Origin of the sequence: Microbacterium aquimaris, assembly GCF_039531285.1 — a bacterium.
GTDB lineage: Bacteria > Actinomycetota > Actinomycetes > Actinomycetales > Microbacteriaceae > Microbacterium > Microbacterium aquimaris.
Genome location: NZ_BAAAPT010000002.1, coordinates 350,814 through 372,971, shown reverse-complemented (window position 1 = coordinate 372,971; position 22,158 = coordinate 350,814). Strand labels below are relative to the sequence as shown.

20 protein-coding genes are annotated in these 22,158 nt (G+C 69.1%); 11 read left to right on the top strand and 9 right to left on the bottom strand.

The window, feature by feature from the left end; genetic code table 11:
• Nucleotides 1–68 precede the first annotated feature (68 nt).
• On the bottom strand, nucleotides 69–1,493 hold the full coding sequence (gene glnA, locus ABD204_RS11290) for a type I glutamate--ammonia ligase (protein WP_194424770.1): 1,425 nt from the start codon (nucleotides 1,491–1,493) through the stop codon (nucleotides 69–71).
• A 135-nt stretch (nucleotides 1,494–1,628) separates the two neighbouring features.
• On the opposite strand from glnA, the gene ABD204_RS11285 reads away from it, so the two are divergent.
• The gene (locus ABD204_RS11285; protein ID WP_194424771.1) at nucleotides 1,629–2,048 is read left to right on the top strand and encodes an RDD family protein; all 420 of its coding nucleotides are present in this window, start codon (nucleotides 1,629–1,631) and stop codon (nucleotides 2,046–2,048) included.
• 51 nt (nucleotides 2,049–2,099) lie between these two features.
• Here ABD204_RS11285 and ABD204_RS11280 read toward each other — a convergent pair whose 3' ends face one another.
• Entirely contained in the window at nucleotides 2,100–2,807 is a 708-nt protein-coding gene (locus tag ABD204_RS11280; RefSeq protein WP_194424772.1) for a DUF4191 domain-containing protein, read from the bottom strand.
• A gap of 134 nt (nucleotides 2,808–2,941) precedes the next feature.
• Here ABD204_RS11280 and ABD204_RS11275 point away from each other — a divergent pair, with 134 nt between their 5' ends.
• Nucleotides 2,942–4,216, top strand: coding sequence for a hypothetical protein (locus ABD204_RS11275; protein WP_194424773.1), 1,275 nt, complete (start codon nucleotides 2,942–2,944; stop codon nucleotides 4,214–4,216).
• 12 nt (nucleotides 4,217–4,228) lie between these two features.
• On the opposite strand, the gene sucB is transcribed toward ABD204_RS11275, so the two are convergent.
• From sucB to ABD204_RS11260, 3 genes are all read right to left on the bottom strand, one after another.
• Nucleotides 4,229–5,965 (bottom strand): 2-oxoglutarate dehydrogenase, E2 component, dihydrolipoamide succinyltransferase, encoded by a 1,737-nt coding sequence (sucB, locus tag ABD204_RS11270; RefSeq protein ID WP_194424774.1) that lies wholly within the window; start codon nucleotides 5,963–5,965, stop codon nucleotides 4,229–4,231.
• A gap of 94 nt (nucleotides 5,966–6,059) precedes the next feature.
• A complete protein-coding gene (gene lpdA / locus ABD204_RS11265) occupies nucleotides 6,060–7,430 on the bottom strand; it encodes a dihydrolipoyl dehydrogenase (RefSeq protein WP_194424775.1) in 1,371 nt (456 codons plus the stop codon).
• Nucleotides 7,430–8,890 carry a leucyl aminopeptidase gene (locus tag ABD204_RS11260; RefSeq protein WP_194424776.1) on the bottom strand — a complete coding sequence of 487 codons (1,461 nt, stop codon included), beginning with the start codon at nucleotides 8,888–8,890 and terminating at the stop codon, nucleotides 7,430–7,432. Before ABD204_RS11260 ends, lpdA begins: the two co-directional genes overlap by 1 nt.
• An 83-nt stretch (nucleotides 8,891–8,973) precedes the next feature.
• Between ABD204_RS11260 and ABD204_RS11255 the strand changes: the two genes are divergently transcribed.
• From ABD204_RS11255 to ABD204_RS11245, 3 genes are all read left to right on the top strand, one after another.
• On the top strand, nucleotides 8,974–9,897 hold the full coding sequence (locus ABD204_RS11255) for a proteasome assembly chaperone family protein (protein WP_194424777.1): 924 nt from the start codon (nucleotides 8,974–8,976) through the stop codon (nucleotides 9,895–9,897).
• Nucleotides 9,898–10,107: 210 nt separating this feature from the next.
• Nucleotides 10,108–11,406 (top strand): RNA polymerase sigma factor, encoded by a 1,299-nt coding sequence (locus ABD204_RS11250; protein WP_194424778.1) that lies wholly within the window; start codon nucleotides 10,108–10,110, stop codon nucleotides 11,404–11,406.
• Nucleotides 11,403–12,101, top strand: a complete 699-nt coding sequence (locus ABD204_RS11245; RefSeq protein ID WP_194424779.1) for a coenzyme F420-0:L-glutamate ligase — start codon at nucleotides 11,403–11,405, stop codon at nucleotides 12,099–12,101. The genes ABD204_RS11250 and ABD204_RS11245 overlap by 4 nt, the downstream gene beginning before the upstream one ends.
• Before the next feature lie 39 nt (nucleotides 12,102–12,140).
• Here ABD204_RS11245 and ABD204_RS11240 read toward each other — a convergent pair whose 3' ends face one another.
• Complete coding sequence (locus ABD204_RS11240) at nucleotides 12,141–12,365, bottom strand: DUF7455 domain-containing protein (RefSeq protein WP_194424780.1); 225 nt, start codon at nucleotides 12,363–12,365, stop codon at nucleotides 12,141–12,143.
• A gap of 164 nt (nucleotides 12,366–12,529) precedes the next feature.
• Between ABD204_RS11240 and ABD204_RS11235 the strand changes: the two genes are divergently transcribed.
• Nucleotides 12,530–14,599 (top strand): DNA gyrase/topoisomerase IV subunit B, encoded by a 2,070-nt coding sequence (locus ABD204_RS11235; RefSeq protein WP_322597614.1) that lies wholly within the window; start codon nucleotides 12,530–12,532, stop codon nucleotides 14,597–14,599.
• A 24-nt stretch (nucleotides 14,600–14,623) separates the two neighbouring features.
• Here ABD204_RS11235 and ABD204_RS11230 read toward each other — a convergent pair whose 3' ends face one another.
• Entirely contained in the window at nucleotides 14,624–17,068 is a 2,445-nt protein-coding gene (locus ABD204_RS11230; RefSeq protein ID WP_194424782.1) for a DNA gyrase/topoisomerase IV subunit A, read from the bottom strand.
• 67 nt (nucleotides 17,069–17,135) lie between these two features.
• Here ABD204_RS11230 and ABD204_RS11225 point away from each other — a divergent pair, with 67 nt between their 5' ends.
• The gene (locus tag ABD204_RS11225) at nucleotides 17,136–18,260 is read left to right on the top strand and encodes an alkaline phosphatase family protein (protein ID WP_194424783.1); all 1,125 of its coding nucleotides are present in this window, start codon (nucleotides 17,136–17,138) and stop codon (nucleotides 18,258–18,260) included.
• A gap of 12 nt (nucleotides 18,261–18,272) precedes the next feature.
• On the opposite strand, the gene sepH is transcribed toward ABD204_RS11225, so the two are convergent.
• Nucleotides 18,273–19,331 carry a septation protein SepH gene (gene sepH, locus ABD204_RS11220; protein ID WP_194424784.1) on the bottom strand — a complete coding sequence of 353 codons (1,059 nt, stop codon included), beginning with the start codon at nucleotides 19,329–19,331 and terminating at the stop codon, nucleotides 18,273–18,275.
• A 203-nt stretch (nucleotides 19,332–19,534) separates the two neighbouring features.
• Between sepH and ABD204_RS11215 the strand changes: the two genes are divergently transcribed.
• On the top strand, nucleotides 19,535–19,831 hold the full coding sequence (locus tag ABD204_RS11215) for a DUF4193 domain-containing protein (protein ID WP_194424785.1): 297 nt from the start codon (nucleotides 19,535–19,537) through the stop codon (nucleotides 19,829–19,831).
• On the opposite strand, the gene ABD204_RS11210 is transcribed toward ABD204_RS11215, so the two are convergent.
• Complete coding sequence (locus ABD204_RS11210; RefSeq protein WP_194424786.1) at nucleotides 19,798–20,301, bottom strand: DUF3093 domain-containing protein; 504 nt, start codon at nucleotides 20,299–20,301, stop codon at nucleotides 19,798–19,800. The two genes, ABD204_RS11215 and ABD204_RS11210, sit on opposite strands and share 34 nt — an antisense overlap.
• Before the next feature lie 12 nt (nucleotides 20,302–20,313).
• On the opposite strand from ABD204_RS11210, the gene dut reads away from it, so the two are divergent.
• From dut to ABD204_RS11195, 3 genes are read left to right on the top strand one after another with little or no spacing between them, the layout of a single operon-like run.
• Nucleotides 20,314–20,766, top strand: a complete 453-nt coding sequence (gene dut, locus ABD204_RS11205) for a dUTP diphosphatase (protein ID WP_194424787.1) — start codon at nucleotides 20,314–20,316, stop codon at nucleotides 20,764–20,766.
• Nucleotides 20,763–21,332, top strand: coding sequence for a DUF3710 domain-containing protein (locus ABD204_RS11200; protein ID WP_194424788.1), 570 nt, complete (start codon nucleotides 20,763–20,765; stop codon nucleotides 21,330–21,332). Before dut ends, ABD204_RS11200 begins: the two co-directional genes overlap by 4 nt.
• Nucleotides 21,329–22,081: a DUF3159 domain-containing protein gene (locus tag ABD204_RS11195; RefSeq protein ID WP_194424789.1), complete on the top strand. Its 753-nt coding sequence runs from the start codon at nucleotides 21,329–21,331 to the stop codon at nucleotides 22,079–22,081. The genes ABD204_RS11200 and ABD204_RS11195 overlap by 4 nt, the downstream gene beginning before the upstream one ends.
• Nucleotides 22,082–22,158 lie beyond the last annotated feature (77 nt).

The window sequence follows — 22,158 nt, the reverse complement described above, 5'->3', positions numbered from 1 at the left end:
CCGGCCGCGATCGTGACGGAAGAAGGCCCCCGGTTTCCCGGGGGCCTTCTTCCGTCACACGATGTGCGTCACACGCCGAAGTAGAGCTCGAACTCGAACGGGTGCGGGCGCTGGGCGATCGGCTGGATCTCGTTCTCGATCTTGTACTCGATCCACGTCTCGATCAGCTCGGGGGTGAACACGCCGCCGGCGAGCAGGAACTCGTGGTCCTCGCGCAGCGCCTCGAGCGAGTCCAGGAGCGAGTTCGGAACCTGCGGGATGTTCTTGGCCTCCTCGGGGGGAAGCTCGTAGAGGTCCTTGTCGACGGGCTCGTGCGGCTCGATGCGGTTCTTGATGCCGTCGATACCGGCCATCAGCTGCGCGGCGAATGCGAGGTACGGGTTGCCCGACGCGTCCGGTGCGCGGAACTCGATGCGCTTGGCCTTCGGGTTCGACCCGGTGATCGGGATGCGGATGGCCGCCGAGCGGTTACCGGCCGAGTAGACAAGGTTCACGGGCGCCTCGAAGCCCTTCACCAGACGGTGGTAGCTGTTCAGCGTGGGGTTGGTGAACGCGAGGACCGAGGGGGCGTGGGCCAGGATGCCGCCGATGTACCAGCGTGCGACGTCCGAGAGTCCGCCGTACCCCTTCTCGTCGTAGAACAGCGGCTGTCCGCCGTTCCACAGCGACTGGTGGGTGTGCATGCCCGATCCGTTGTCGCCGAAGAGGGGCTTCGGCATGAACGTCGCCGTCTTGCCCCACTGGTCGGCGGTGTTCTTCACGATGTACTTGAACTTCAGAATGTCGTCCGCAGCGTGGACCATCGTGTCGAACTTGTAGTTGATCTCCTGCTGGCCGGCGGTGCCCACCTCGTGGTGTGCGCGCTCGAGCTCGAGGCCGCTTGCGATCAGGCGGAGGCTGATGTCGTCGCGAAGGTCGGCGGTCTTGTCGACCGGCGAGACGGGGAAGTAGCCGCCCTTGTAGGGGGTCTTGTTGGAGAGGTTGCCGCCCTCTTCGGCACGCGCCGTGTTCCACGCGCCCTCGACCGAGTCGACCGAGTAGAAGCTGGTGTTCTGCTTCACTTCGTAGCGGACGTCGTCGAAGATGTAGAACTCGGCCTCGGGGGCGAAGTAGGCGGTGTCGGCGATTCCGGTCGAGGCGAGATACTTCTCGGCCTTCTTCGCGACCTGGCGCGGGTCCTTGCCGTAGATCTCGCCGTTGCGCGGGTTGTAGATGTCGAAGACCATGATCAGGGTCTTCTCGTCGCGGAACGGGTCGAGGTAGGCGGTCGACACGTCCGGGATCAGCTGCATGTCCGACTCGTGGATGTTCGCGAAACCGCGGATCGACGAGCCATCGAAGAGCTGTCCGACGGTGAAGAACTCCTCGTCGACGGTCGAGGCGGGGATGTTGAAGTGCTGCTGCACACCAGGGAGATCCGTGAAGCGGATGTCGAGGAACTTGACGTCCTCGTCCTTGATGAACTTCAGCACCTCGGATGAATCACTGAACATGGAGTCTCCAGAGGTAGGGCGTTCGGGAACTGCCAACCCGCGAGCGGGCATGGCTTGCACGGTACCGACAAGGCATTGCCCCGTCGTGACACCAATGTTTCCGCAAGGTTACAGGGGTCTGGGTAGGCTTGTTCGGTGACAGAGCCGCGATATCCCGGAGAACGCCTGGGCCTGCCCGAATCCGGCAGGGGTTCGATCGGTCGGATCGGTCGGCGTGTCGGAGCCCTGTTCGTCGACTACGGCGCGGCGTACATCCTGGCCGGCCTGTTCGTGACCGACCCAGACGGGTTGCCCGCGGTGTTCTCCGGCGACCCCGTCGTGATCGCGGCGTTGTTCGTGGCGATCCAGGTGGTTTTCGCACCCATGCTGCAGGGAAGTCCCGGGCATCGCATCTTCGGATTGCGCCTCGCGCGCGCCGACGGCGCATGGGTGGGGCTGTGGCGGCCGATCGTGCGCGCGCTCCTTCTCGTGCTGGTGATTCCCGCGGTCATCTGGGACAGCGATCAGCGCGGCCTGCACGACAAAGCCGCGGGAACGATTCTGCTGCGCGGCTGAGGTCCGGACCGAGGTCCGGCGCCGAATGGCGTGGGCGCGATGGGCGCCTCGTCAGCGCGGGCGCGGCGCGCGGACGCGGTTGGGGTCCATCCCCTTCGGGATGGGCAGCGACGCGAGCGACTGCGACACCGAATCGACCCGCTTGATGACCGCGGCCATCGTCGCGCGGTCGATCGCCTTCGGAAGCTTCTTGATGGTCGACGCGAGTTTGGCGATCGGCACCTCGTCGTCGCCATGCCCGACGTAGAGGACCGTGATCGGTACGCCGGAGGCGACGCGCTTGATCTTCGACCGCTCATCGTTCACCAGGCGCGTGAGACGGCCACGGGTCCCTTCGCCGACGATCACGACGCCACCTCGGCCGATCGCGCGGTAGACCGCCTCCTGGGTCTTGGGGTTGATGCCCACCGGCATCTCGCTGGCCTGCCACTTGCGCCCCAGCGACGTGGACAGCACGTGACCGGTCGCACCCGGCATCCCGTCGATCTGGCGGTACATCGCCTTGGTCGACAGGCGGGTCATCGTCATCATGGCGGCGAGGATGCCCGCCATGAGACCGGTGATCGCCCACAGCAGGACGCTCCACCACGCGACCGGCTGGATCACGAAGCCGATGCCGATGCCGGCACCCACACCGAGGACGAGGATGCCGATCAGGAGATACGGCAACCACGGGAACGCGTTGCGCGTGAAGGTGAACAGGGTGCGGAGCTGGGAGAAGAAGCCGGGACGCTTCTCCGGGGTCGTGCTGCGGGCCATGAGACAAGACTACCTTTCGGCGGCGCCGGGTACCGGCCACCACCTTTCCTCCCCAGGTGTGCAACCTGAGTGATCCTCCCCAGCTGCGGGCGCGCGGGCAGACCGCACACCGTGGACGCGGCAATGTCGGCCAGGTGTCCGAAGTCACCGATCCCACCCCGTCCTCCCTGTTCACCCCGGCACTGCGCGCGGGCGCGAGCGTCATCCGGCGCATCGACGGGGACGACACCCCCTGGCCCGGGGTGGTCGCCCGGCTCGGCGACGGTGTGCCGGTGCTGGTCGTGGCGGTGCGGGCCCTCGGGGAGGACTGGCCCGGCTGGACCCTCCCCGGGGGAGGTCACGTACTCGTGCCCGTCGACGTCCGCAGATCCGATGACGGACACGACGCGGTCTTCCCGCTGTGCGTCGAGAGGGTCGCGGCATTCCTCGCGCGCCGCCGCGAGGCGCTGGAAGACGGGGAACGGGTCACGCTGGCCGTGAGTATCCTGCGCGGCACGCGTTCGGTGGCCGAGGCGGGCGTGGACGCGTCGATGCCCGGCACCTGGTGGCTCACCGACGACGGCCGCCCGGTGCTCGCGGTGCGAAGCGCCCGTGGCATCGAGCTCGACCGCGCGGCGTCGGACCTGTTGCGCGACCCCGCGTTCGGAGACGGTGAGCTCGGGCGGGTGTGCGCCGCAGCGGCACAGGCAGTCGAAGACGGACTCTTGGACACCCGGACGGCTCGTCGGCTCGAGGACGACCTGTTCCGCGCCGCGGAACCGGCACCCCTGGCGATGGTCGGCTTCGGCCCGCGCCCCTCGGCGGCGGCCGGACCCCGCCTTCAGCAGGGCGACGCCTCCGGAAGGGATCTGCGCGGTACCGGCGCGATCGCCCAGCTGGGCCGGTTCGCCGACCGGTGGTGGGCGCAGGCGGTCCCCGCGGCGATCACGAGGGTGCGTTCCCGCGCCCGGGCGTCACGGCGTTCGACGGTACTGTTCGCCGGGGCCGCGGCCAGTGGCGCGCTGGCGCTGGGATTGCTGTGGCCGGCCGCCGCGGAGGAGTCTCCTCGACCGGTGGCGGCGACCTCCGGGGCCGCCACGCCCTCGCCCGGGGTGTCTGTTCCGGCCGAGGACGGGCAGGTCGACCTCGCCGCCGTCACGGGGGCGCTTCTGGACGCGATCGGTCGGTGCGGGCAGGACGCGGCATGTCGCGACGGCGTGACGTGGACGGGGGAGTCGACCTTCCCGCCGGGCGTGGTCGATCTTCCGGCGGGTCTCCGCGAGATCCAGGTGCTGGACGATTTCGGGGGAGTGGCGGTCGTCCGTGTCTCGGACAGTCGGGGTGAGGACGCCGACCAGCTCGTCGTGATCGCCCGCAGAGACGACTCATGGCTGCTGCGTGACGTCCACGACGTCACGCAGCAGCCATGAAGGCGGTTCGGGTCAGACTCCGAGGTTCGCCGCGAACGAGGCGTCTTCGAGGCGCTTCTTGACCGCACCGAGGAAACGGGCCGCGTCGGCTCCGTCGATCGTGCGGTGGTCGTACGACAGCGCGAGGTACACGTACGAGCGGACCGAGATGGCCTCGACGCCGTCGACGTCGACCACTCCCGGGCGCTTCACGACCGTTCCGGTCCCCAGGATCGCCGACTGAGGCAGGAACACCACGGGTGTGTCGAACAACGCGCCACGCGACCCGGTGTTGGTCAGCGTGAAGGTGCCGCCGGCGAGCTCATCGGGCTTCAACTTGTTGTCGCGCGTGCGCGCGGCGAGGTCGGCGATTTCGTGCGCGATCTCGGCGAGGTTCTTCGTCGCCGCATCCCGCAACACCGGCGTGAGCAGGCCGCGCTCGGTGTCGACGGCGATCGACAGGTTCTCGGACGCCGGGTAGACGATCTTGTCGCCGTCGACGGTCGAGTTGATGATCGGGTAGGTCTGCAGCGCCTCGGCCGCAGCCAGCGCGAAGAACGGCAGGAACGACAACTTGTCGCCGGTCTTGGCCTGGAAGTCCTTCTTCACGCTGTCGCGGTACTTCGACAACTTGGTGACATCCACCTCCACGACCGTCGTCAGCTGCGCCGTGGACTGCATCGACGCGACCGCCCGCTCGGCGAGGACCTTGCGCAGACGCGACATCGGCTGGGTGGTCCCGCGCAGCGGCGAGACCTCGATCTCGACCGGACCGTCGGCGGCGGGAGCGACCGCGGCCGGGGCCTCGGCCGCCTTCAGCACATCCTCCTTGCGGATACGCCCCCCGACACCGGTTCCGGTGACGGTCGTGAGATCGACTCCCTGCTGGTGAGCGAGGCGCCGCACCAGAGGCGTGACGTAGATCTCGTCCGAGCCGACCGATGCGGGCTTCGACCCGGCAGCCGCCGGCTGGGGTGCCGCAGCGGGAGCGGCAGGTGCCGGAGCGGCCGCTGCCGGTGCGGCGGGTGCTTCCTGGGCCGGGGCGGCGGCGGGGGCCGCTGCGGCCTCTTCAGCAGGGGCCGGTTCCGCGGCGGGCGCGGGGGCCGCTTCGGCGGCGGGCGCCTGCTCCGCGGGAGCGCCGGAGCCGATCGTGGCCAGCGGGGAGCCGACGGCGACCGTCTCGTCCTCGTCCACCAGGATGGCCTGCAGGGTGCCCGCGAAGGGGGAGGGGATCTCGGTGTCGACCTTGTCGGTCGAGATCTCGAGCAGGGGCTCGTCCACCTCGACGTCGTCGCCGACGCTCTTCAGCCAGCGTGTGACGGTGCCCTCGGTGACGCTCTCGCCGAGCTCGGGAAGGACGACGTCCTTGCCGTCGCCGTCCGACGAGGTGGTCTTGGCCGGGGTCGGCTCAGGCGCAGGCTCCGCGGCGGCCGTCTGCTCTGAGGCGGACTCCTCGGCGGCGGGTTCCTCGGGTGCGGTCGGCGCTTCGGCCTCGGCGGCCTGGTCGGAACCCCCCTCGGCGGGGGAACCGCTGCCGTCACCGATCTTGGCGAGCACGGCGCCCACCTCGACGGTCTCGTCCTCGGGAACGAGGATCTCTTCGATGACGCCGCTGACCGGAGAGGGAATCTCGGTGTCGACCTTGTCCGTGGAGATCTCGAGAAGACCCTCGTCCTCCTGGATCGTGTCGCCGACCTGCTTGAGCCAGCGGGTCACCGTCCCCTCGGTGACGCTCTCGCCGAGCGCGGGGAGGACGACGGATGTGCTCATGTGCTTGTCTCCTTCGGAATGCCGATTGGTTCTAGCTTAGTGATGACGCCCGGTATCGGGCGTCGGTTGGCGGTGTGGCGTCGGAGCCGGCGGCTCAGAGTGTGTGCAACGGCGAGCCGGCGAGGGCGAGGAACGCCTCGCCGAGTGCCTCGCTCTGGGTGGGGTGGGCGTGCAGGAACGGGGCGACGTCTTCGGGATGCGCTTCCCACCCGACCACCAACTGGCCCTCGGTGATGAGCTCGCCGACGCGATCGCCGACCATGTGGACCCCGAGCACCGGCCCGTCGGTCCGGCGGACCACCTTCACGATGCCGGAGGTTCCGAGGATTTCGCTCTTGGCATTGCCCGCGAGGTTGTACTCGAAGCTCGCCACCGCGTCGCCGTGGAGTTCGCGGGCCGCCGCCTCGGTGAGTCCCACCGACGCGGCCTCCGGAGAGGAATAGGTCACTCGCGGGATCTGGTGGTCGGGCACCCGTGGGGGACGCCGACCGGCGATGCGCTCGGCCACCTGGATGCCCTGCTGGAAGCCCCGGTGCGCCAACTGAGGACCGGGGACGATGTCGCCGACCGCCCAGACGTGGTCGGCCGCGGTGCGCAGGTCTTCGTCCACGACCACGAAGCCCCTGTCCAGCACGACTCCGGCCTCCTCGAGGCCGAGGCCCGCCGTCACCGGCGCGCGGCCGATCGCGACCAGCAGCACGTCGGATTCGATCTCGGTCTCGTCCTCGAGCCGCACGACGACCCGATCCGCGTGCGGGGTCACCGAGGACACGGGTGTGCCGAGCGTGGTTCGGATGCCGCGACGTCGGAACGCGCGTTCCATCTGTTTGCCGATCACGACGTCGTCCGCCGGCAGCAGGCTCGGGAGTGCTTCCACGATCGCCACGTCCGCCCCGAGCGAGCGCCACATGCTGGCGAATTCGACACCGATGACGCCGCCGCCCAGGACGGTCACCCGGGTGGGGATCTCGTCGAGCGCGAGGGCCTGTTCGCTGCCGAGGACCCGCCCGCCGAGTTCGACCCCCGGGAGTGTCCGCGTGGACGAACCGGTCGCGATCACCACGTCCTTGCCGCGGTAGACCTCGTCGCCGACGCGGACGGCGGGGCCCGCTTCGAGCGTGCCCTCGCCGTGGACGACCGTGATGCCGCGTGCGGCGACCAGACCCTGCAGCCCCTTGTACTTCTTGGCGACGATGCCCTCGCGGTACGCCGTCAGCGCCGGCATGTCCACGCCGTCCCACGTGGCCCGGATCCCCACGGAGGCGGCATCGCGGGTGTGGTCGGCCACTTCGCCGGCGTGCAGCAGTGCCTTGGTGGGCACACAACCGCGATGCAGGCAGGTGCCACCCAATCGATCCTTCTCGACGAGGACCACCGAAGAGCCCAGCTCCGCGGCACGCAACGCGGTGGCGTAGCCTCCGGAACCGCCGCCGAGGACGACCAGATCGGTCTCGTGCATGCCCATCAGCGCGTCTGTCCCGCGAGGAATCGGATGAGGGTGCGAACGGTCGCACCCGTCGGTCCCTTGTCGGTGAATCCGTACCCACCGCCCTTGTGCCATCCGCTCCCGGCGATGTCCAGATGCACCCAGGGGATGCGGGGGGCGTCCTCGGCGTCGGAGGTGTGGCCGACGAAGCGTCGGAGGAACAGTCCTGCGAACAGGGATCCTCCCGACGGATCGCCGATCTTGGCGTTCTGCATATCGGCGACGGGCGAGTCCAGCTCCTCCTCCATGTGGTCGGGAAGCGGGAGCGCCCAGGCGTCCTCCCCGGCCTGCGCGGCTGCGGTGAGGAACCGGGCCACCGCCGCATCCTCGCCCATCACGCCGGTGTGCCGCGTGCCGAGGGCGACCGAGATCGCGCCGGTCAGCGTGGCGACGTCGACGATGAGGTCGGGGTTCTCGCGGCTGGCGGCCGCGAGTCCGTCGCCGAGGACGAGACGGCCTTCGGCGTCCGTGTTGAGGACCTCGACGGTCGTCCCGTCGAGCATGGTCAGGACATCGCCCGGGCGTGTCGCCGACCCGGAGGGCATGTTCTCGGCGAGACACAGCCATGCGGTGGCGTGCACCGGGGCACCCAGACGCGCGAGAGCGCGCACGACCGCGAGGGCCGTTGCGGCGCCGCACATGTCGTACTTCATCCCCACCATCGACGCCGGCGGCTTCAAGGAGAGTCCGCCGGTGTCGAACGTGATGCCCTTGCCGACCACGGCGACGTGGCCGGCCGCGCCGTCGGGGGCGTAATCGAGACGTACGAGGCGTGGGGGCCGCGCCGATCCGCGTCCGACGCCGAGAATGCCGCCGAAGCCGCCCTCCTCGAGTGCGGCCTCGTCGAGAACCTCGACGGTGACGGGCAGATCCGCCACACTCGCGCGGGCGCGATCGGCGAACTCGACCGGTCCGAGCCGATCGGCGGGGATCGTTGACAGGTCCTTCACGAGGGCGACGGCCTCGGCCTCGGCGCGCACCGCCGACCGTTCCGTGTCGTCGATGTCGCCATGCACGATGACCGTGGCGGCTCGAGCGGGCGGAGGGGAGGACTTGTACGTGGCGAACCGGTAGCCGCCGAGGGTCGCGCCTTCGGCGACGGCCCGTGTGTGCGTGCTGCCCGGGGCGGCGACGGCGACGGTGGAGAAGCCGGTGAGGGTGCGCACGCCGGTGCCGACCGCCGCGCGCACGGCGTGGGCGTCCGGATCCGCGCCGGTGCCCACGACCGCGAGCGGGAGCGTGCTCGATGCGGGGGCGGACACGCGTAGGTAGGAGGATCTCGCACCGGTGAATCCGACGGACTCCAGTGCCTCGCGGAGACCGGGCCACTCGGTGAGGTGGTCTCCGGCTTCGTCGAGCGGGGGGAGCGCCAGAAGGATCGCTTCGGCGTCGGACTCTCGGATCGGACTGTCTCGGAACTCGAGGTCGGGGAACGACATGCCCCCATCCTAGGGATGGTCGTGTTCGCTGTGAGCGGGAGTGCGTGCGCCGTCGCACGGGTGACGGCTCGTAGCATGGGTGGATGCCCCTGTCCTCGCCGCTGTTCGAGCGCGCGGCCTCCGCGCCACCGATCCCGAAGGGCCTTCCTTTGGTGATCACCCTCACCGGCTTCACCGATGCCGGAAGCGCGCTCTCGCGCACCATCGAGTATCTCCGCGACGACCTGGACCCGACCCCGATCGCCGTCTACGCCAACGACCGGTTGCTGGATTACCGGGCGCGTCGCCCGGTGATCGCCTTCGACCAAGACCACCTGACCGAATACCGGCCGCCCCGGCTCGAGCTCTCGCTCGCACACGACACGCTGGGCTCCCCGTTCCTGCTGCTCGCCGGATACGAGCCGGATTTCGCGTGGGAGGCCTTCGCTTCGTCGGTCCTCGCCTTCGCCGAGGAGTTCTCGGTCGCGACGATCACCTGGGTGCACTCGATTCCGATGCCGGTGCCACACACGCGGCCGATCGGCACGACCGTCAGTGGCACCCGCGGCGACCTCGCCGAGGCGCACTCGGTGTGGAAGCCCACCACCCAGGTGCCGGCCACCGTCGGGCACCTGCTGGAGTACCGCTTCGCCGAGCACGGTGCGGCCGTGGCGGGCTTCGTCCTGCTCGTCCCGCACTACCTCGGCGACACCGAGTACCCGGCATCCGCGATGGCCGCGCTCGATGCGGTCACCGTCGCGACCGGACTGGTGTTCTCCGGCGATGCGCTGCGTGAGGAGAACCGCGAGTATCTCGAGAAGGTCCAGGAGCAGGTCTCCGGCAGCGAGGAGCTCTCCCGCATGGTGGAGAACCTCGAGGAGCGGTACGACGCCTACATGGCCGGCTCCACGCAGGCGACGCCGATCATCCACACCGGCGATCTGCCGAGCGCGGACGAACTGGCCGCCGAGTTGGAGCGTTTCCTCGCCAACCGCCCCTCGGGTGACGACGACCGCTTCGGGGCCTGAACCGGAATACCCGTCCGCGTGGCGCTGTTTCCATACATGTGTCGACCGTGGCCGGTCAAGTGCCGCCACGGAATGTGAGACAATGGACGAGTCGACCCATTGTCGAGGCCTGAGCGCACCCCACGCGCCATGAGGACTTGACAAGGGTCTTACTAGTGTCCGAAATCGACCGGGGGGCGTCGACACGCGTCCGCCGGTGAAAGGCGAAACGTGACCACAGGCACGAAGACCAGCACCCGTGCAACGCGAGCGGCGGACACCGAGGCCGACGAGATCGTCGAGGAGACGCCCGCGAAGAAGCCGGCTGCCAAGAAGACGACCGCCAAGAAGTCCGGCACGCGCGCCGCGAAGGGCTCGACGAAGGCGAAGACCTCGAAGGCCAAGGCCGACGAGGACGAGATCGACGAAGACGAGGTCGACGCCGAAGACGTCGACGAGAACGACGACGACGACACCGACGCGAAGTCGGGTGGCAAGAAGGCCGGTTCGTCCGACGCCAAGAAGGCCACCGCGGAGCCGCTGCCCACGGGGGCGATCGTCATCTCGTCCAACGACGACGAAGATGTGCCGATCTACTCGACGCAGATCACCGGCGCGACCGCCGACCCCGTCAAGGACTACCTCAAGCAGATCGGTAAGGTCCCGCTGCTGAACGCGGCCGAAGAGGTCGAGCTCGCGATGCGCATCGAGGCGGGTCTGTTCGCCGAGGAGAAGCTGTCGAACATGTCGGCCGCCGAAAAGTCCTCTCAGCTCGGGCTCGATCTGCAGTGGGTCGCGCGAGACGGTCAGCGCGCCAAGAGTCACCTTCTGGGCGCCAACCTGCGCCTGGTGGTCTCGCTCGCCAAGCGCTACACCGGTCGCGGTATGCAGTTCCTGGACCTGATCCAGGAGGGCAACCTCGGGCTGATCCGCGCCGTGGAGAAGTTCGACTACACCAAGGGCTTCAAGTTCTCGACGTACGCGACGTGGTGGATCCGACAGGCGATCACCCGTGCGATGGCCGATCAGGCCCGCACGATCCGCATCCCCGTGCACATGGTCGAGGTCATCAACAAGCTCGCCCGCGTCCAGCGGCAGATGCTGCAGGACTTGGGGCGCGAGCCCACACCGGAGGAGCTCTCCAAGGAGCTCGACATGACCCCCGAAAAGGTCGTCGAGGTGCAGAAGTACGGTCGCGAGCCGATTTCGCTGCACACCCCGCTCGGTGAAGACGGCGACAGCGAGTTCGGTGATCTCATCGAGGACACCGAGGCGGTCGTCCCGGCCGACGCGGTGGGCTTCACCATGCTCCAGCGCCAGCTCGAGTCGCTGCTGGATTCGCTCTCCGAGCGCGAGGCGGGTGTGATCCGCATGCGCTTCGGGCTCGGCGACGGTCAGCCCAAGACCCTCGATCAGATCGGTGACACGTTCGGTGTGACACGTGAGCGCATCCGCCAGATCGAATCCAAGACGATGGCCAAGCTCCGCCACCCGTCGCGGTCGCAGTCGCTCCGGGACTACCTCGAGTGAGCGACGCACCCAACGACGGCAAGGCTCTCACGACCACGGTCGACGGGGAGTCCTATGCCCGCATCCCGATCCGCACCCGTGTGGTGATGCCCGGCGATGACCTCGAGGGCATCATCCGGGAGTACGCCGCGGGCGTGGTCCGGGAGGGGGACACCCTCTTCGTCACGGAGAAGATCGTCGCGATCACGCAGGGGCGGTCGTTCCCGCTGGATGAGATCGAACCGCGCCGACTGGCGCGGTTCCTGTCGCGCTTCGTCGTGCGCACGCCGTACGGGATCGGACTCGGGATGCCGGAGACGATGGAGATGGCGTTGCGCGAGTGCGGCACGTTGCGCATCCTGTTCGCGGCCGGGGTGTCCGCGGTGACGAAGCTCTTCGGTCGCCGAGGGGACTTCTACCGGATCGCCGGCGACAAGGCCCGCGCGATCGACGGACCGACATCGGGCACGATCCCGCCGTACAACAACGCCGTCGTACTGGGCCCGGAGCGTCCTCGCGAGGTCGCGGCCCAGATCAAGGGTCTGCTCGATGTCGACGCCGAGGTCGCGGTCGTCGACATCAACGACATCGGGGGGAACGTCCTCGGGTCGACCCTCACCCGTGACGGTGAGCGCCGCCTGGTAACGATCCTCGGCGACAACCCTCTCGGCCAGGGGCACCAGTCGACGCCGCTCGGGATCGTCCGCCCCGCCTGAGGCGTGATCCCGGCGGCGCCGGAGGGTTCGTCGCGCGTGTCAGTCGGCGTCGACCAGACGAGCGGTCTCGTCGTGCCACGACGTGGCGACCTCGCGCAACTTCTCCTCGTACTTGCGTCCGTGGTGTGCGCAGAACAACAGTTCGCTGCCATTGACCTCCGCGGCGATGTACGCCTGCGCTCCGCAAGAGTCGCAGCGGTCCGTCGCCGTCAGGCGGTAGTCGAGGACGGCGCCCGGGTCGGTGGGTGTCGAAATCGAGCTCATGTCGGTCCCTCCTCGAACGTTCGGTCGATCGTGTCGTACAAGACAACCACGGGTTTGTTTCGAGAATGCCGCGAAGAGGTCACAGTTCGCTCACCGCGTACGGGTCGCACGCTCCTCGTGTGTCCATCGGGCCTGGAGCCGGCAGCGCGATATCCTTGACCGTTGTGACTGCCGAGTATTCCGCCCATCATCTGCAGGTGCTCGAGGGCCTGGAAGCCGTCCGGAAGCGCCCGGGCATGTACATCGGCTCGACCGATTCCCGCGGCCTGATGCACTGCCTGTGGGAGATCATCGACAACTCCGTCGACGAGGCCCTGGGCGGTCACGGTGATCGCATCGACGTCGTTCTCCATCGAGACGGCAGCGTGGAGGTCCGCGATCGGGCCCGCGGTATCCCGGTCGACGCGGAACCGCGCACCGGCCTGTCGGGTGTGGAGGTCGTGTTCACCAAGCTCCATGCCGGAGGGAAGTTCGGCGGCGGATCCTACGCCTCCTCGGGCGGCCTCCACGGTGTGGGCGCGTCGGTGGTCAACGCCCTGTCCGAGCGGCTCGACGTCGAGGTCGATCGCGGCGGCAAGACCTGGGCGCTGTCGTTCCATCGCGGCGAGCCAGGGGAGTTCGCGGGGCAGGCCCCTGACAGCGCCTTCACCCCGTACGAGCAGAGCAGCCGCCTCCGGCAGATCGGCAAGGTCCCGAAGGGCGTGACCGGAACGCGCATCCGGTACTGGGCCGACACGCAGATCTTCACGAAGGACGCGAGTTTCGCCGTGTCGGAACTGGAGCAGCGTGCGCGCCAGACGGCGTTCCTCGTCCCCGGACTCGAGATCGTCATCAGCGACGAACGGGGGGACGAGCCGCGCGAGACCAGCTTCCGGTACGACGGAGGGATCTCGGAGTTCGCCGAGTTCCTCGCCCCCGACGCGCCCGTGACCGATACGTGGCGTTTGCAGGGCGAAGGGACCTTCACCGAGACCGTCCCGGTGCTGCAGCCCACCGGGGCGATGGTCCCCACAGAGGTCGAGCGCACCTGTGAGGTCGATGTCGCGGTGCGATGGGGGACGGGCTATGAGACCGTCACGCGCAGCTTCGTGAACATCATCGCCACGCCCAAGGGCGGTACGCATCAGCAGGGTTTCGAGCAGGGGCTGCTCAAGGTCGTCCGAGCTCAGATCGAGGCCAACGCGCGACGGCTGAAGGTCGGCAACGACAAGCTCGATAAGGACGACATCCTCGCCGGGCTCACCGTCGTGCTCACCGTGCGCCTGCCCGAGCCGCAGTTCGAAGGCCAGACCAAGGAGGTGCTCGGGACGCCGGCGGTCCGCCAGATCGTCTCGAGCGTCGTGAGCAAGGGGTTGCAGGCGCGGTTCGCCTCCACCAAACGGGATGACAAGTCGCAGACATCCCAGCTCATGGAGAAGATCGTCTCCGAGATGAAGGCCCGCATCTCGGCCCGCACGCACAAGGAGACCCAACGCCGCAAGAACGCCCTCGAGTCCTCGTCGCTGCCGGCCAAGCTCGTCGACTGCCGCAGCAACGACGTCACGGATTCCGAGTTGTTCATCGTGGAGGGGGACTCGGCGTTGGGGACGGCGAAGCTCGCCCGCAACAGCGAATATCAAGCGTTGCTGCCGATCCGCGGCAAGATCCTCAACGTCCAGAAGGCCTCGATCAGCGACATGCTCTCCAACGCCGAGTGCGCATCGATCATCCAGGTCATCGGCGCCGGCTCGGGCCGGTCGTTCGATCTGTCGACGGCGCGGTACGGCAAGATCATCCTGATGAGCGACGCCGACGTCGACGGTGCGCACATCCGCACCCTGCTGTTGACGCTGTTCTTCCGCTACATGCGCCCACTCATCGAGGACGGTCGGGTCTTCGCCGCGGTGCCGCCGCTGCATCGCGTCGTCGTGCAGCACCCCGGGTCGAAGCCGAATGAGACGATCTACACCTACTCGGAGAAGGAGCTGCACACCCTCCTGGCGAAGCTGCGCAAGTCCGGGAAGAAGTGGCAGGAGCCGATCCAGCGGTACAAGGGTCTCGGAGAGATGGACGCCGAGCAGCTCGCCTCCACGACCATGGATCGTTCGGGGCGCATGCTGCGTCGTGTCCGGATGACCGACGCGGAGTCCGCCGCGACGGTCTTCGAGCTGCTCATGGGCAACGAGGTCGCCCCGCGGCGCGAGTTCATCGTCGACTCCAGCGATCGGTTGGGCCGAGAGCGCATCGACGCCTGAGCGTACCGAGCTCGCCCGGTACGCTCAGCGGACGGCGGTACCCACGGAGCCGATCACAGCGTCCAGGGCTGTGCCGGAACCGTCGCGCTTGGCCCCCGACGTCGGCAGCGAACGCGTGGACCCTTCCGTGCCCACCGCGCGCGGCTCATCGCCGACCCATGCGAGGGAGAGCCCGTCTTCCCCACGCACGAAGCGCTGTGCGCGAACGCCACCGGTCGCGCGGCCTTTCGTCGGGAACTCCTCATAGGCGGTGACCTTCGCCGACCCCGAATCGGTGCCCACGAGCGCATCGGCGCTGCCGGCGACGGTGACCACGACCGTGTCCTCGGTGGGGGAGACCGCGCCGAAGAAGATGACGCGCTGCCCCTGCGTCACACGGATGCCGGCCATCCCGCCCGCGGAGCGGCCCTGGGGGCGCACCGCCGCGGCGTCGAAGCGCAGCAACTGCGCGTCGGAGGTGACGAAGACCAGGTCCGTGCCCTCGGAGGCGGGGGCCGCGCCGACGACGCGGTCGCCGTCCTTGAGGGAGATGATCTCGATCTCGGACTTCGCGGCGATCTCCGCCGCCGAGACGCGCTTGACGACCCCCGCCGCGGTGCCCAGGGCGATCGGCGGGTCCGCGTCGAGGGGGACGAGGCCGACCACCTGCTCGCCCTTGCCGAGGGCGAGGTACTGGTCCACGCGCGCGCCGGCCGCCAGCGCCACGGAATTGCCGGGGACCGAAGGGAGGTCGACGGGGGAGAAGCGCACGAGGCGCCCGAGCGAGGTCACTGCGCCGAGATCGCCCCGGGTCGTGGTCGCGACGCGGGAGCGGACCGCGTCGTGCTTCGAGCGACGCGTGGGTGCGACCAGACCGCCGCCCTCGGCGTCGGGGTCGAGCTCCGCGCGCACCATGCGGCCGGTCGTGGAGAGGAAGACCACACACGGTGTGTCCGCGATCTGGAGGTCCGCCTGCGCGGCTTTGCGTGAGCGGGGCTGGACGGGACCGCCGTTCAGCAGCAGTGTCCGTCGTGGCGTGCCGAACGTGTCGGCTGCGGCCTGCAGCTCACGGGCCACCTGGGCGCGCAACAGCGCGTCGCTGGAGAGCAGCTCCTCCAGCGCGGCGATGTCGGCCTGGAGCTGGTCGCGTTCGGCCTCCAGCTCGATGCGGCTGAACTTCGTCAGGCGCCGCAGCCGGAGCTCGAGGATGTACTCGGCCTGAGGCTGGGACAGATCGAAGACCTCGATCAGCCGTGCCCTGGCCTGCTCGCCGTCGTCGGAGGTGCGGATGACCTGGATGACCTCGTCGATGTCGAGGATGGCGATCAGCAGGCCTTCGACCAGGTGCAGACGTTCCTTCTTCCGCGCGAGGCGGTACCGGCTGCGCCGGGTGACGACCGAGAGTCGGTGGTCGAGGTAGACGCGGAGCAGGTCCCGCAATCCAAGGGTCTGCGGCTGCCCTTCGACGAGGGCGACGTTGTTGAAGCTGAAGTTGTCCTCGAGCGGCGTCAATCGGTAAAGCTGCTCCAGAACGGCCTTCGGGTCGAAACCGGTCTTGATGCCGATGACCAGACGCAGCCCGTGGCGACGGTCGGTGAGGTCGTTGACGTCTGCGATGCCCTGGAGCTTCTTGGAGGTGACGGCGTCCTTGATCTTCTCGATGACCCGCTCGGGACCGACGAGATAGGGCAGCTCGGTCACCACGATCCCGGTCCGTCGCGGGCCGACCGGCTCGATAGAGGTCTTGGCGCGGGTGCGGAAGGAGCCGCGCCCGTTCGTGTACGCGTCCTTGATGCCGTCGAGCCCGACGATGATTCCGCCGGAGGGCAGGTCGGGGCCGGGGACGAACTCCATGAGCTCGTCGACACCGGCCTCGGGGTTCTCCAGCAGATGCGTCGCCGCGGCGACGACCTCTACCAGATTGTGCGGGGCCATGTTCGTGGCCATCCCGACGGCGATGCCCGACGCTCCGTTCACGAGCAGATTCGGGAATGCCGCAGGCAGCACCTCGGGCTGCTGGAATTGACCGTCGTAGTTCGGGATGAAATCCACGACGTCTTCGTCGAGGTTCTCTGTGAGGGCGAGCGCCGCCGGTGCGAGCCGTGCCTCGGTGTAGCGCGCCGCGGCGGGACCGTCGTCGAGCGACCCGAAGTTGCCGTGTCCGTCGACCAGCGGGACGCGCAGGGAGAACGGTTGGGCCAGACGCACGAGGGCGTCGTAGATCGCGGCGTCTCCGTGGGGGTGGAGCTTTCCCATCACCTCTCCGACCACACGGGCGCTCTTGACGTGACCGCGGTCGGGACGCAAACCGAGCTCCGCCATCTGGAAGAGGATGCGCCGTTGCACCGGCTTCAGCCCGTCTCGTGCGTCCGGGAGGGCTCGGGAGTAGATCACCGAGTACGCGTACTCGAGGAAGGACCCCTGCATCTCCGCGGATACGTCGACGTCTTCGATGCGTTCGGACTGGGGTTCGGAATCGGTGCGGGGCATAGACGGTGAGGGCCTCGTGGAGGGACGGTCGGGTGGCCGTGCGCGCCCGTGTGGGAGACTGGCCGGGATGTCCCTCAGCCTACCCGCCGAGTCCCCGCGTGCCCGGAGCCTCACCGGTGTGCTGCCGGAGTCGATCGCCGCCCTTTCGGGTCGCTCGGCGTGGTTCCCGGCGGCACGCAGCGCGATCGTGTTCGTGCTGGATGGCCTGGGTGCGGCGAACCTGCGGGCGCGGTCGGGGCACGCCCGGTTCCTGGCCGCCGCGATGGCCCGACGGGACGTCGTGCAGACGGTGTTCCCGTCGACGACCGCCGCCGCGCTGGCGGCGTTGTTGACCGGCCAGCAGCCGGGGCGGACCGGCATGGTGGGGTATCGGGCACTCGACCCCGCGACCGACCGGGTCGCCAATCAGTTGCGCGGGTGGGAACACGACGGTCTTCCCGAGGATTGGCAACGTGGCGCACCGCTCCTCGAGAGCGAGACCGCGGATGGGCGATCATGTTTCGTGGTGACCAAGAAGGAGTACGCCGACACTGGCTTCACGCGCTCGACGATGCGCGGAGCGCAGTTCGTCGGCGTCGACGAACTCGACGGGCGGGTGGAAGCTGCGGCGGAGCTCGCCGCGGCGCATCCCGGTGCGCTGGTCTATCTCTATGCTCCGGACCTCGACGCGATCGGACATCGCCACGGCTGGGAGTCGGACGAATGGTCGGCGACCCTGGAAAAGGTCGACGCCGCCGCCTCGCGGCTGTCGACGGCGATCCATCCGCAGACCGGAGTCGTCGTCACCGCCGACCACGGGATGATCGACGTCCCGCGTCATCGACACGTCCTGTTCGAAGAGGGGACGCTCACGGCGGGACTGCGCCACGTGGGAGGCGAGCCGCGCATGCTCCACCTGTACGCGCAGGACGGGGCGGCGTCGTCGCTGCTGCACGTGTGGCGGGCGGCCGAGGCGCAGCGCTCCTGGGTGATGGCGCGCGATGAGGCGATCGAAGCGGGCCTGTTCGGGCCGGTCGACGACGCCGTGCGGTCACGGATCGGCGACGTTCTCGTCGCCGCGCGGCAGGGAATCGCCTATTACGACGACCGCGTGGCCGATACCTCGCCGCAGAAGATGGTCGGCCAGCACGGCTCGCTCACCACGGAGGAGAGAACAGTCCCCTTGATCGGGCTCGGGGCCTTCGCGCGCTGAGTTCGTGGCCGATCAGTCTTCGGTGCGTGCGCCGAAGACGATCTCATCCCAGGAGGGCATCGAGGTGCGTCCCTTGCGCCGCCCCGCGCCCTCGGCGATGACGACGGTCCGGTCGTCGATCTCGTCGTCGGAGGCGACCGTCTCGTCGTCCGAGGCCTCGTATCCCGGCTCGAGCGCGTCGAAGAGCGCGACCGGGGCGCCCGCGGAGGAGGGGGTGGTCGGTTCGTCCTCCGGCGCGGGCAACGGTTCCCGCTGCCCGCGCCGACGACGCAGCGCTTCGAGCAGATCGGCCGTCTCGGCGGAGGTGGCAACCTCAGGGGTGTCGGCGCGCTTGGTCGCGGCGTGGCGGACGGCTTGCGAGGTGACCGGCGCCTCTGCCGTGACGGCGGGGGCATCGTCCTCGGCCTCCGGCTCGGGCACCCGTCGCGGGCCGAAGGCGCCGCTGTCGAAGCGTGACTCGTCCTTGCCGGCGTTGTCGAGGGCGCGAAGGCGGGGGATGAGGCCCTCGGGGAGGGATCCCTGGCGGGAGAGTTGGACGGCGTCGCCGTTCTGGGGGGACAGGGTCGAGCGGCGCGGGTCGAAGCCCCAGCGGGCGTCGTGGTCGATTCCGCCCGAGACGAACTCGAGCTTGACGATCCAGCCGCTCTGCTCCTTCCAGCTGGTCCATCGCTCTCCCGACGCCCCGGCGTCGGCGAGTTTCGCGCGCACGGCGGTGCCGAAGCTGACGTGGGCGTCGTGGTCGAGCTCGGATCCCATCAGCACCGGTACGGCCAGCGCCTGCCCGACGATGTGTTCCCGCTCGGCCAGGACGGGGCGCTCGAAGCGCTGGACGTCCTCGACGCGCACGTCCAGGAGGTCCGCGACCTCCTGGGCGGACAGGCCCGCCCTGATGTGGGATTGGATCTCCCGCGGGCTCGCGCGCTTGACGGGGGCGTCCGACTCCTGCTCCCGTTTGGCCCGGCGCATCTCGGCCCGCAGCACGTCATCGAGGGCGAGCGCGAAGCGGTCGCCGGCCTCGGTGGCGAGGACGAGTCGGTCGTCTTCGGTCCCGATCACTCTGAGCTGTTCCATGCCATTCGCCTCTCCGGTTCGGCGTACGTCGCCCATGGTGACACAGCGGGCCCTCGTGACCGGGAATATCGCGGGCGCGCCGTCCGTTCCCGCCGGAGCGCCCGGCGCGTGGACCGCATTTGCGAAAACGCATCCGGTCGTGCAAACTATCGCCGCCCCGATGGGGCCCACAGCAAACTTCTGGGAAGTAGAGACCCGCACGAATGGCTACTGATTACGACGCTCCGCGCAAGTCCGAGGACGAGAGCGAGTCGATCGAAGCGCTCAAGGAACGCGTTCCCGACAAGGCATCCGGCTCTGTCGACGTGGAGGACGCGGACAACCCCTCGGGCTTCGAGCTGCCCGGTGCGGACCTGTCCGACCTCGAGCTCGACGTCGTCGTGCTCCCGCCGCAGCAGGACGAGTTCACCTGCATGGACTGCTTCCTGGTCAAGCACCGTTCGCAGGCGGTTCTCGGCGCCGACGGTCACCTCAGCTGTCGGGAGTGCGACGCCTCCTGAGTAGCCCTGCGCACGGCCGCCGCGAGCCGGTCCGGCGTGCGCGAGGAGACATACCAGGCAGGAACCGGGTCGTCGGGGTCCTCCACCGGGATCACGACGACCCCGTCTATGCCGCCGCGAAGGAGATGCCACGCGCGGGGATGCAGTCCGGGTCCGCGCGCGTGGCGCGCGTCTTCACCCGACAGCACGACCGGATCGCCGAGGTGGACCGCGTCGATGTGTGCTCTGCCGACACGCAGTTCTGACCCGATCACGCCGATCCGCGGAGACGCCGCGATCCATGCGGCGATGAGCCCGATGCCGACCACGGCACCCAGCCCCAGGGCAACGGTGGTGTCGATCGGCGTGATCACCAGCGCGACCATGGGTCCCGCGAGTGCCGCGGCGACCAGACCCCACAGCGAGGGGCTCAATCGTTCGCGATACCGCACGGTGCCCCGACCGCCGTCGTCGACCTCTGTGTTCTGCATTACCCTCGTTGCGTGACCGAATCGGTGGATGTCCTCATTATGGCCCGTGAGGCCCCGTTGTTCGCACATCCCGGCGATGCCGGTGCGGACCTCGTCGCCGCCGAGGACGTGCGTCTCGAACCGGGGGCCCGCGCGTTGGTGGGGACGGGGGTCCGCATCGCGCTGCCGGACGCGCACGTCGCGTTCGTCGTCCCGCGCAGCGGTCTGGCCGCCAAGCACGGCATCACCGTCCTCAACGCACCCGGCACCATCGATGCCGGCTACCGCGGCGAGGTGAAGGTCGCGCTCCTGAACACCGATCCCCGCGACGCGTACGACATCCGTGCGGGGGACCGCATCGCCCAGATGATCGTGATGCCGGTCCCGCCGGTACGATTCCTCCCGGTCGACGAGCTCCCCGACAGCGCACGCGGTGCCGGCGGATTCGGCTCGACCGGCTACCACAAGGACGGAGCATCCTCATGACCGACGCCACCCCCGCAGATCGGGCGACCACGGGCCCGTTCGACGACAGCGAGGCGAACCCCGTCCGCCCCTACATCGACCTCGGCGGGATCAAGATCCTTCCGCGGGAAGGGCTCAACCTCCGACTGGAGGTGGAGGAACAGACCAAGCGGATCGTCGCCGTCGGGCTGGACTACGCCGAGTCGACCCTCCAGGTGCAACCGTTCGCCGCACCGCGCTCGAGCGGTCTCTGGGAGGAGACGCGCGAGCAGATCCGGGAACAGGTGCGCACGCAAGGGGGCCGCGTCGAGGAGCGCGAGGGACCGATCGGCCCCGAGCTGCTCGCGGAGGTCCCCGTCGCGGCGGCGGACGGCTCGACGGGCAAGCGCCTCGCACGTTTCATCGGCGTCGACGGGCCGCGCTGGTTCCTGCGCGGTGTCATCGGTGGAGCGGGTGCCTCCGACGCCGACGCCGCCGCGAAGGTGGAGGATCTGTTCCGCTCGATCGTCGTGGTCCGCGGCGGGTCGCCGATGCCGCCGCGCGATTTGATCCCGCTGAAGATGCCGGCCACGCCGGGTTCCGCGTGACCGACGAACGCGACCGCCCGCTCGAGCCCGACGACGAGCGGGTGCAGGAGCCGTCGGCGTCCGAGGCGATCGGCGCCGCTCTGGGCCAGGCGGCACGGCGCGCGGGTATCGACCCTTCCGAACAGGCGAGCACCGGCCACGTCGTGTGGCGCTCGATGGGCGGTTTCCGAGGCGTGCTGGAGTCGGTCCTGCCGGGCTTGGTGTTCATCGTGGTGTTCACCGTCACGATCGACCCGGGTACCGGTGATGGGGACCTGTGGCTCTCGCTGACCCTCTCCGTGGCCGTGGCGGGCGCGTTCACCCTCGTGCGCCTGATCACCCGGCAACCGGTGACCGCCGCGGTCGGCGGCCTCGTGGCGGCGGTCGTCGCCGCCGGGTTCGCCCTGCTCACCGGAGACGCGAGCAATAATTTCGTGCCGGGGTTCATCACGAACGCGGTGTACGGGACGGCGCTGCTGGTCTCCGCACTGACGGGATGGTCCCTCATCGGGCTGGCCGCCGGGTTCCTCATGGGCGAGGGGACGGCGTGGCGGTCCGATCGCCGGAAACGTCGCGTGTACTTCTGGCTCGCGCTGGCGTGGGCGGCGCTGTTCGCGGCCCGCCTGATCGTGCAGCTGCCGCTCTACTTCGCCGGCGATGTCACGGCCCTGGGCACGCTCAAGCTGGTGATGGGCCTGCCGCTGTTCGCTCCGATGCTGGCGGTGACGTGGCTCGCCGTACGCGCACTCTATCCGCGCCCGGTGGAGTGATAGGATTTATCTTGACATCGAGATAAATCCATCGCCCGCAGTTAGGTCTGCCTTGCTGGTCACCGGCCACGGGGAAG

What these genes read in the sequence shown, in the direction of transcription:
- glnA (WP_194424770.1), bottom strand. Translation starts at nt 1,493, where the DNA reads ATGTTCAGTGATTCATCCGAGGTGCTGAAGTTCATCAAGGACGAGGAC.
- ABD204_RS11280 (WP_194424772.1), bottom strand. Translation starts at nt 2,807, where the DNA reads ATGGCCCGCAGCACGACCCCGGAGAAGCGTCCCGGCTTCTTCTCCCAG.
- sucB (WP_194424774.1), bottom strand. Translation starts at nt 5,965, where the DNA reads ATGAGCACATCCGTCGTCCTCCCCGCGCTCGGCGAGAGCGTCACCGAG.
- lpdA (WP_194424775.1), bottom strand. Translation starts at nt 7,430, where the DNA reads ATGGGCATGCACGAGACCGATCTGGTCGTCCTCGGCGGCGGTTCCGGA.
- ABD204_RS11260 (WP_194424776.1), bottom strand. Translation starts at nt 8,890, where the DNA reads ATGTCGTTCCCCGACCTCGAGTTCCGAGACAGTCCGATCCGAGAGTCC.
- ABD204_RS11255 (WP_194424777.1), top strand. Translation starts at nt 8,974, where the DNA reads ATGCCCCTGTCCTCGCCGCTGTTCGAGCGCGCGGCCTCCGCGCCACCG.
- ABD204_RS11240 (WP_194424780.1), bottom strand. Translation starts at nt 12,365, where the DNA reads ATGAGCTCGATTTCGACACCCACCGACCCGGGCGCCGTCCTCGACTAC.
- ABD204_RS11230 (WP_194424782.1), bottom strand. Translation starts at nt 17,068, where the DNA reads ATGCCCCGCACCGATTCCGAACCCCAGTCCGAACGCATCGAAGACGTC.
- ABD204_RS11225 (WP_194424783.1), top strand. Translation starts at nt 17,136, where the DNA reads ATGTCCCTCAGCCTACCCGCCGAGTCCCCGCGTGCCCGGAGCCTCACC.
- sepH (WP_194424784.1), bottom strand. Translation starts at nt 19,331, where the DNA reads ATGGAACAGCTCAGAGTGATCGGGACCGAAGACGACCGACTCGTCCTC.
- ABD204_RS11215 (WP_194424785.1), top strand. Translation starts at nt 19,535, where the DNA reads ATGGCTACTGATTACGACGCTCCGCGCAAGTCCGAGGACGAGAGCGAG.
- ABD204_RS11210 (WP_194424786.1), bottom strand. Translation starts at nt 20,301, where the DNA reads ATGCAGAACACAGAGGTCGACGACGGCGGTCGGGGCACCGTGCGGTAT.
- ABD204_RS11200 (WP_194424788.1), top strand. Translation starts at nt 20,763, where the DNA reads ATGACCGACGCCACCCCCGCAGATCGGGCGACCACGGGCCCGTTCGAC.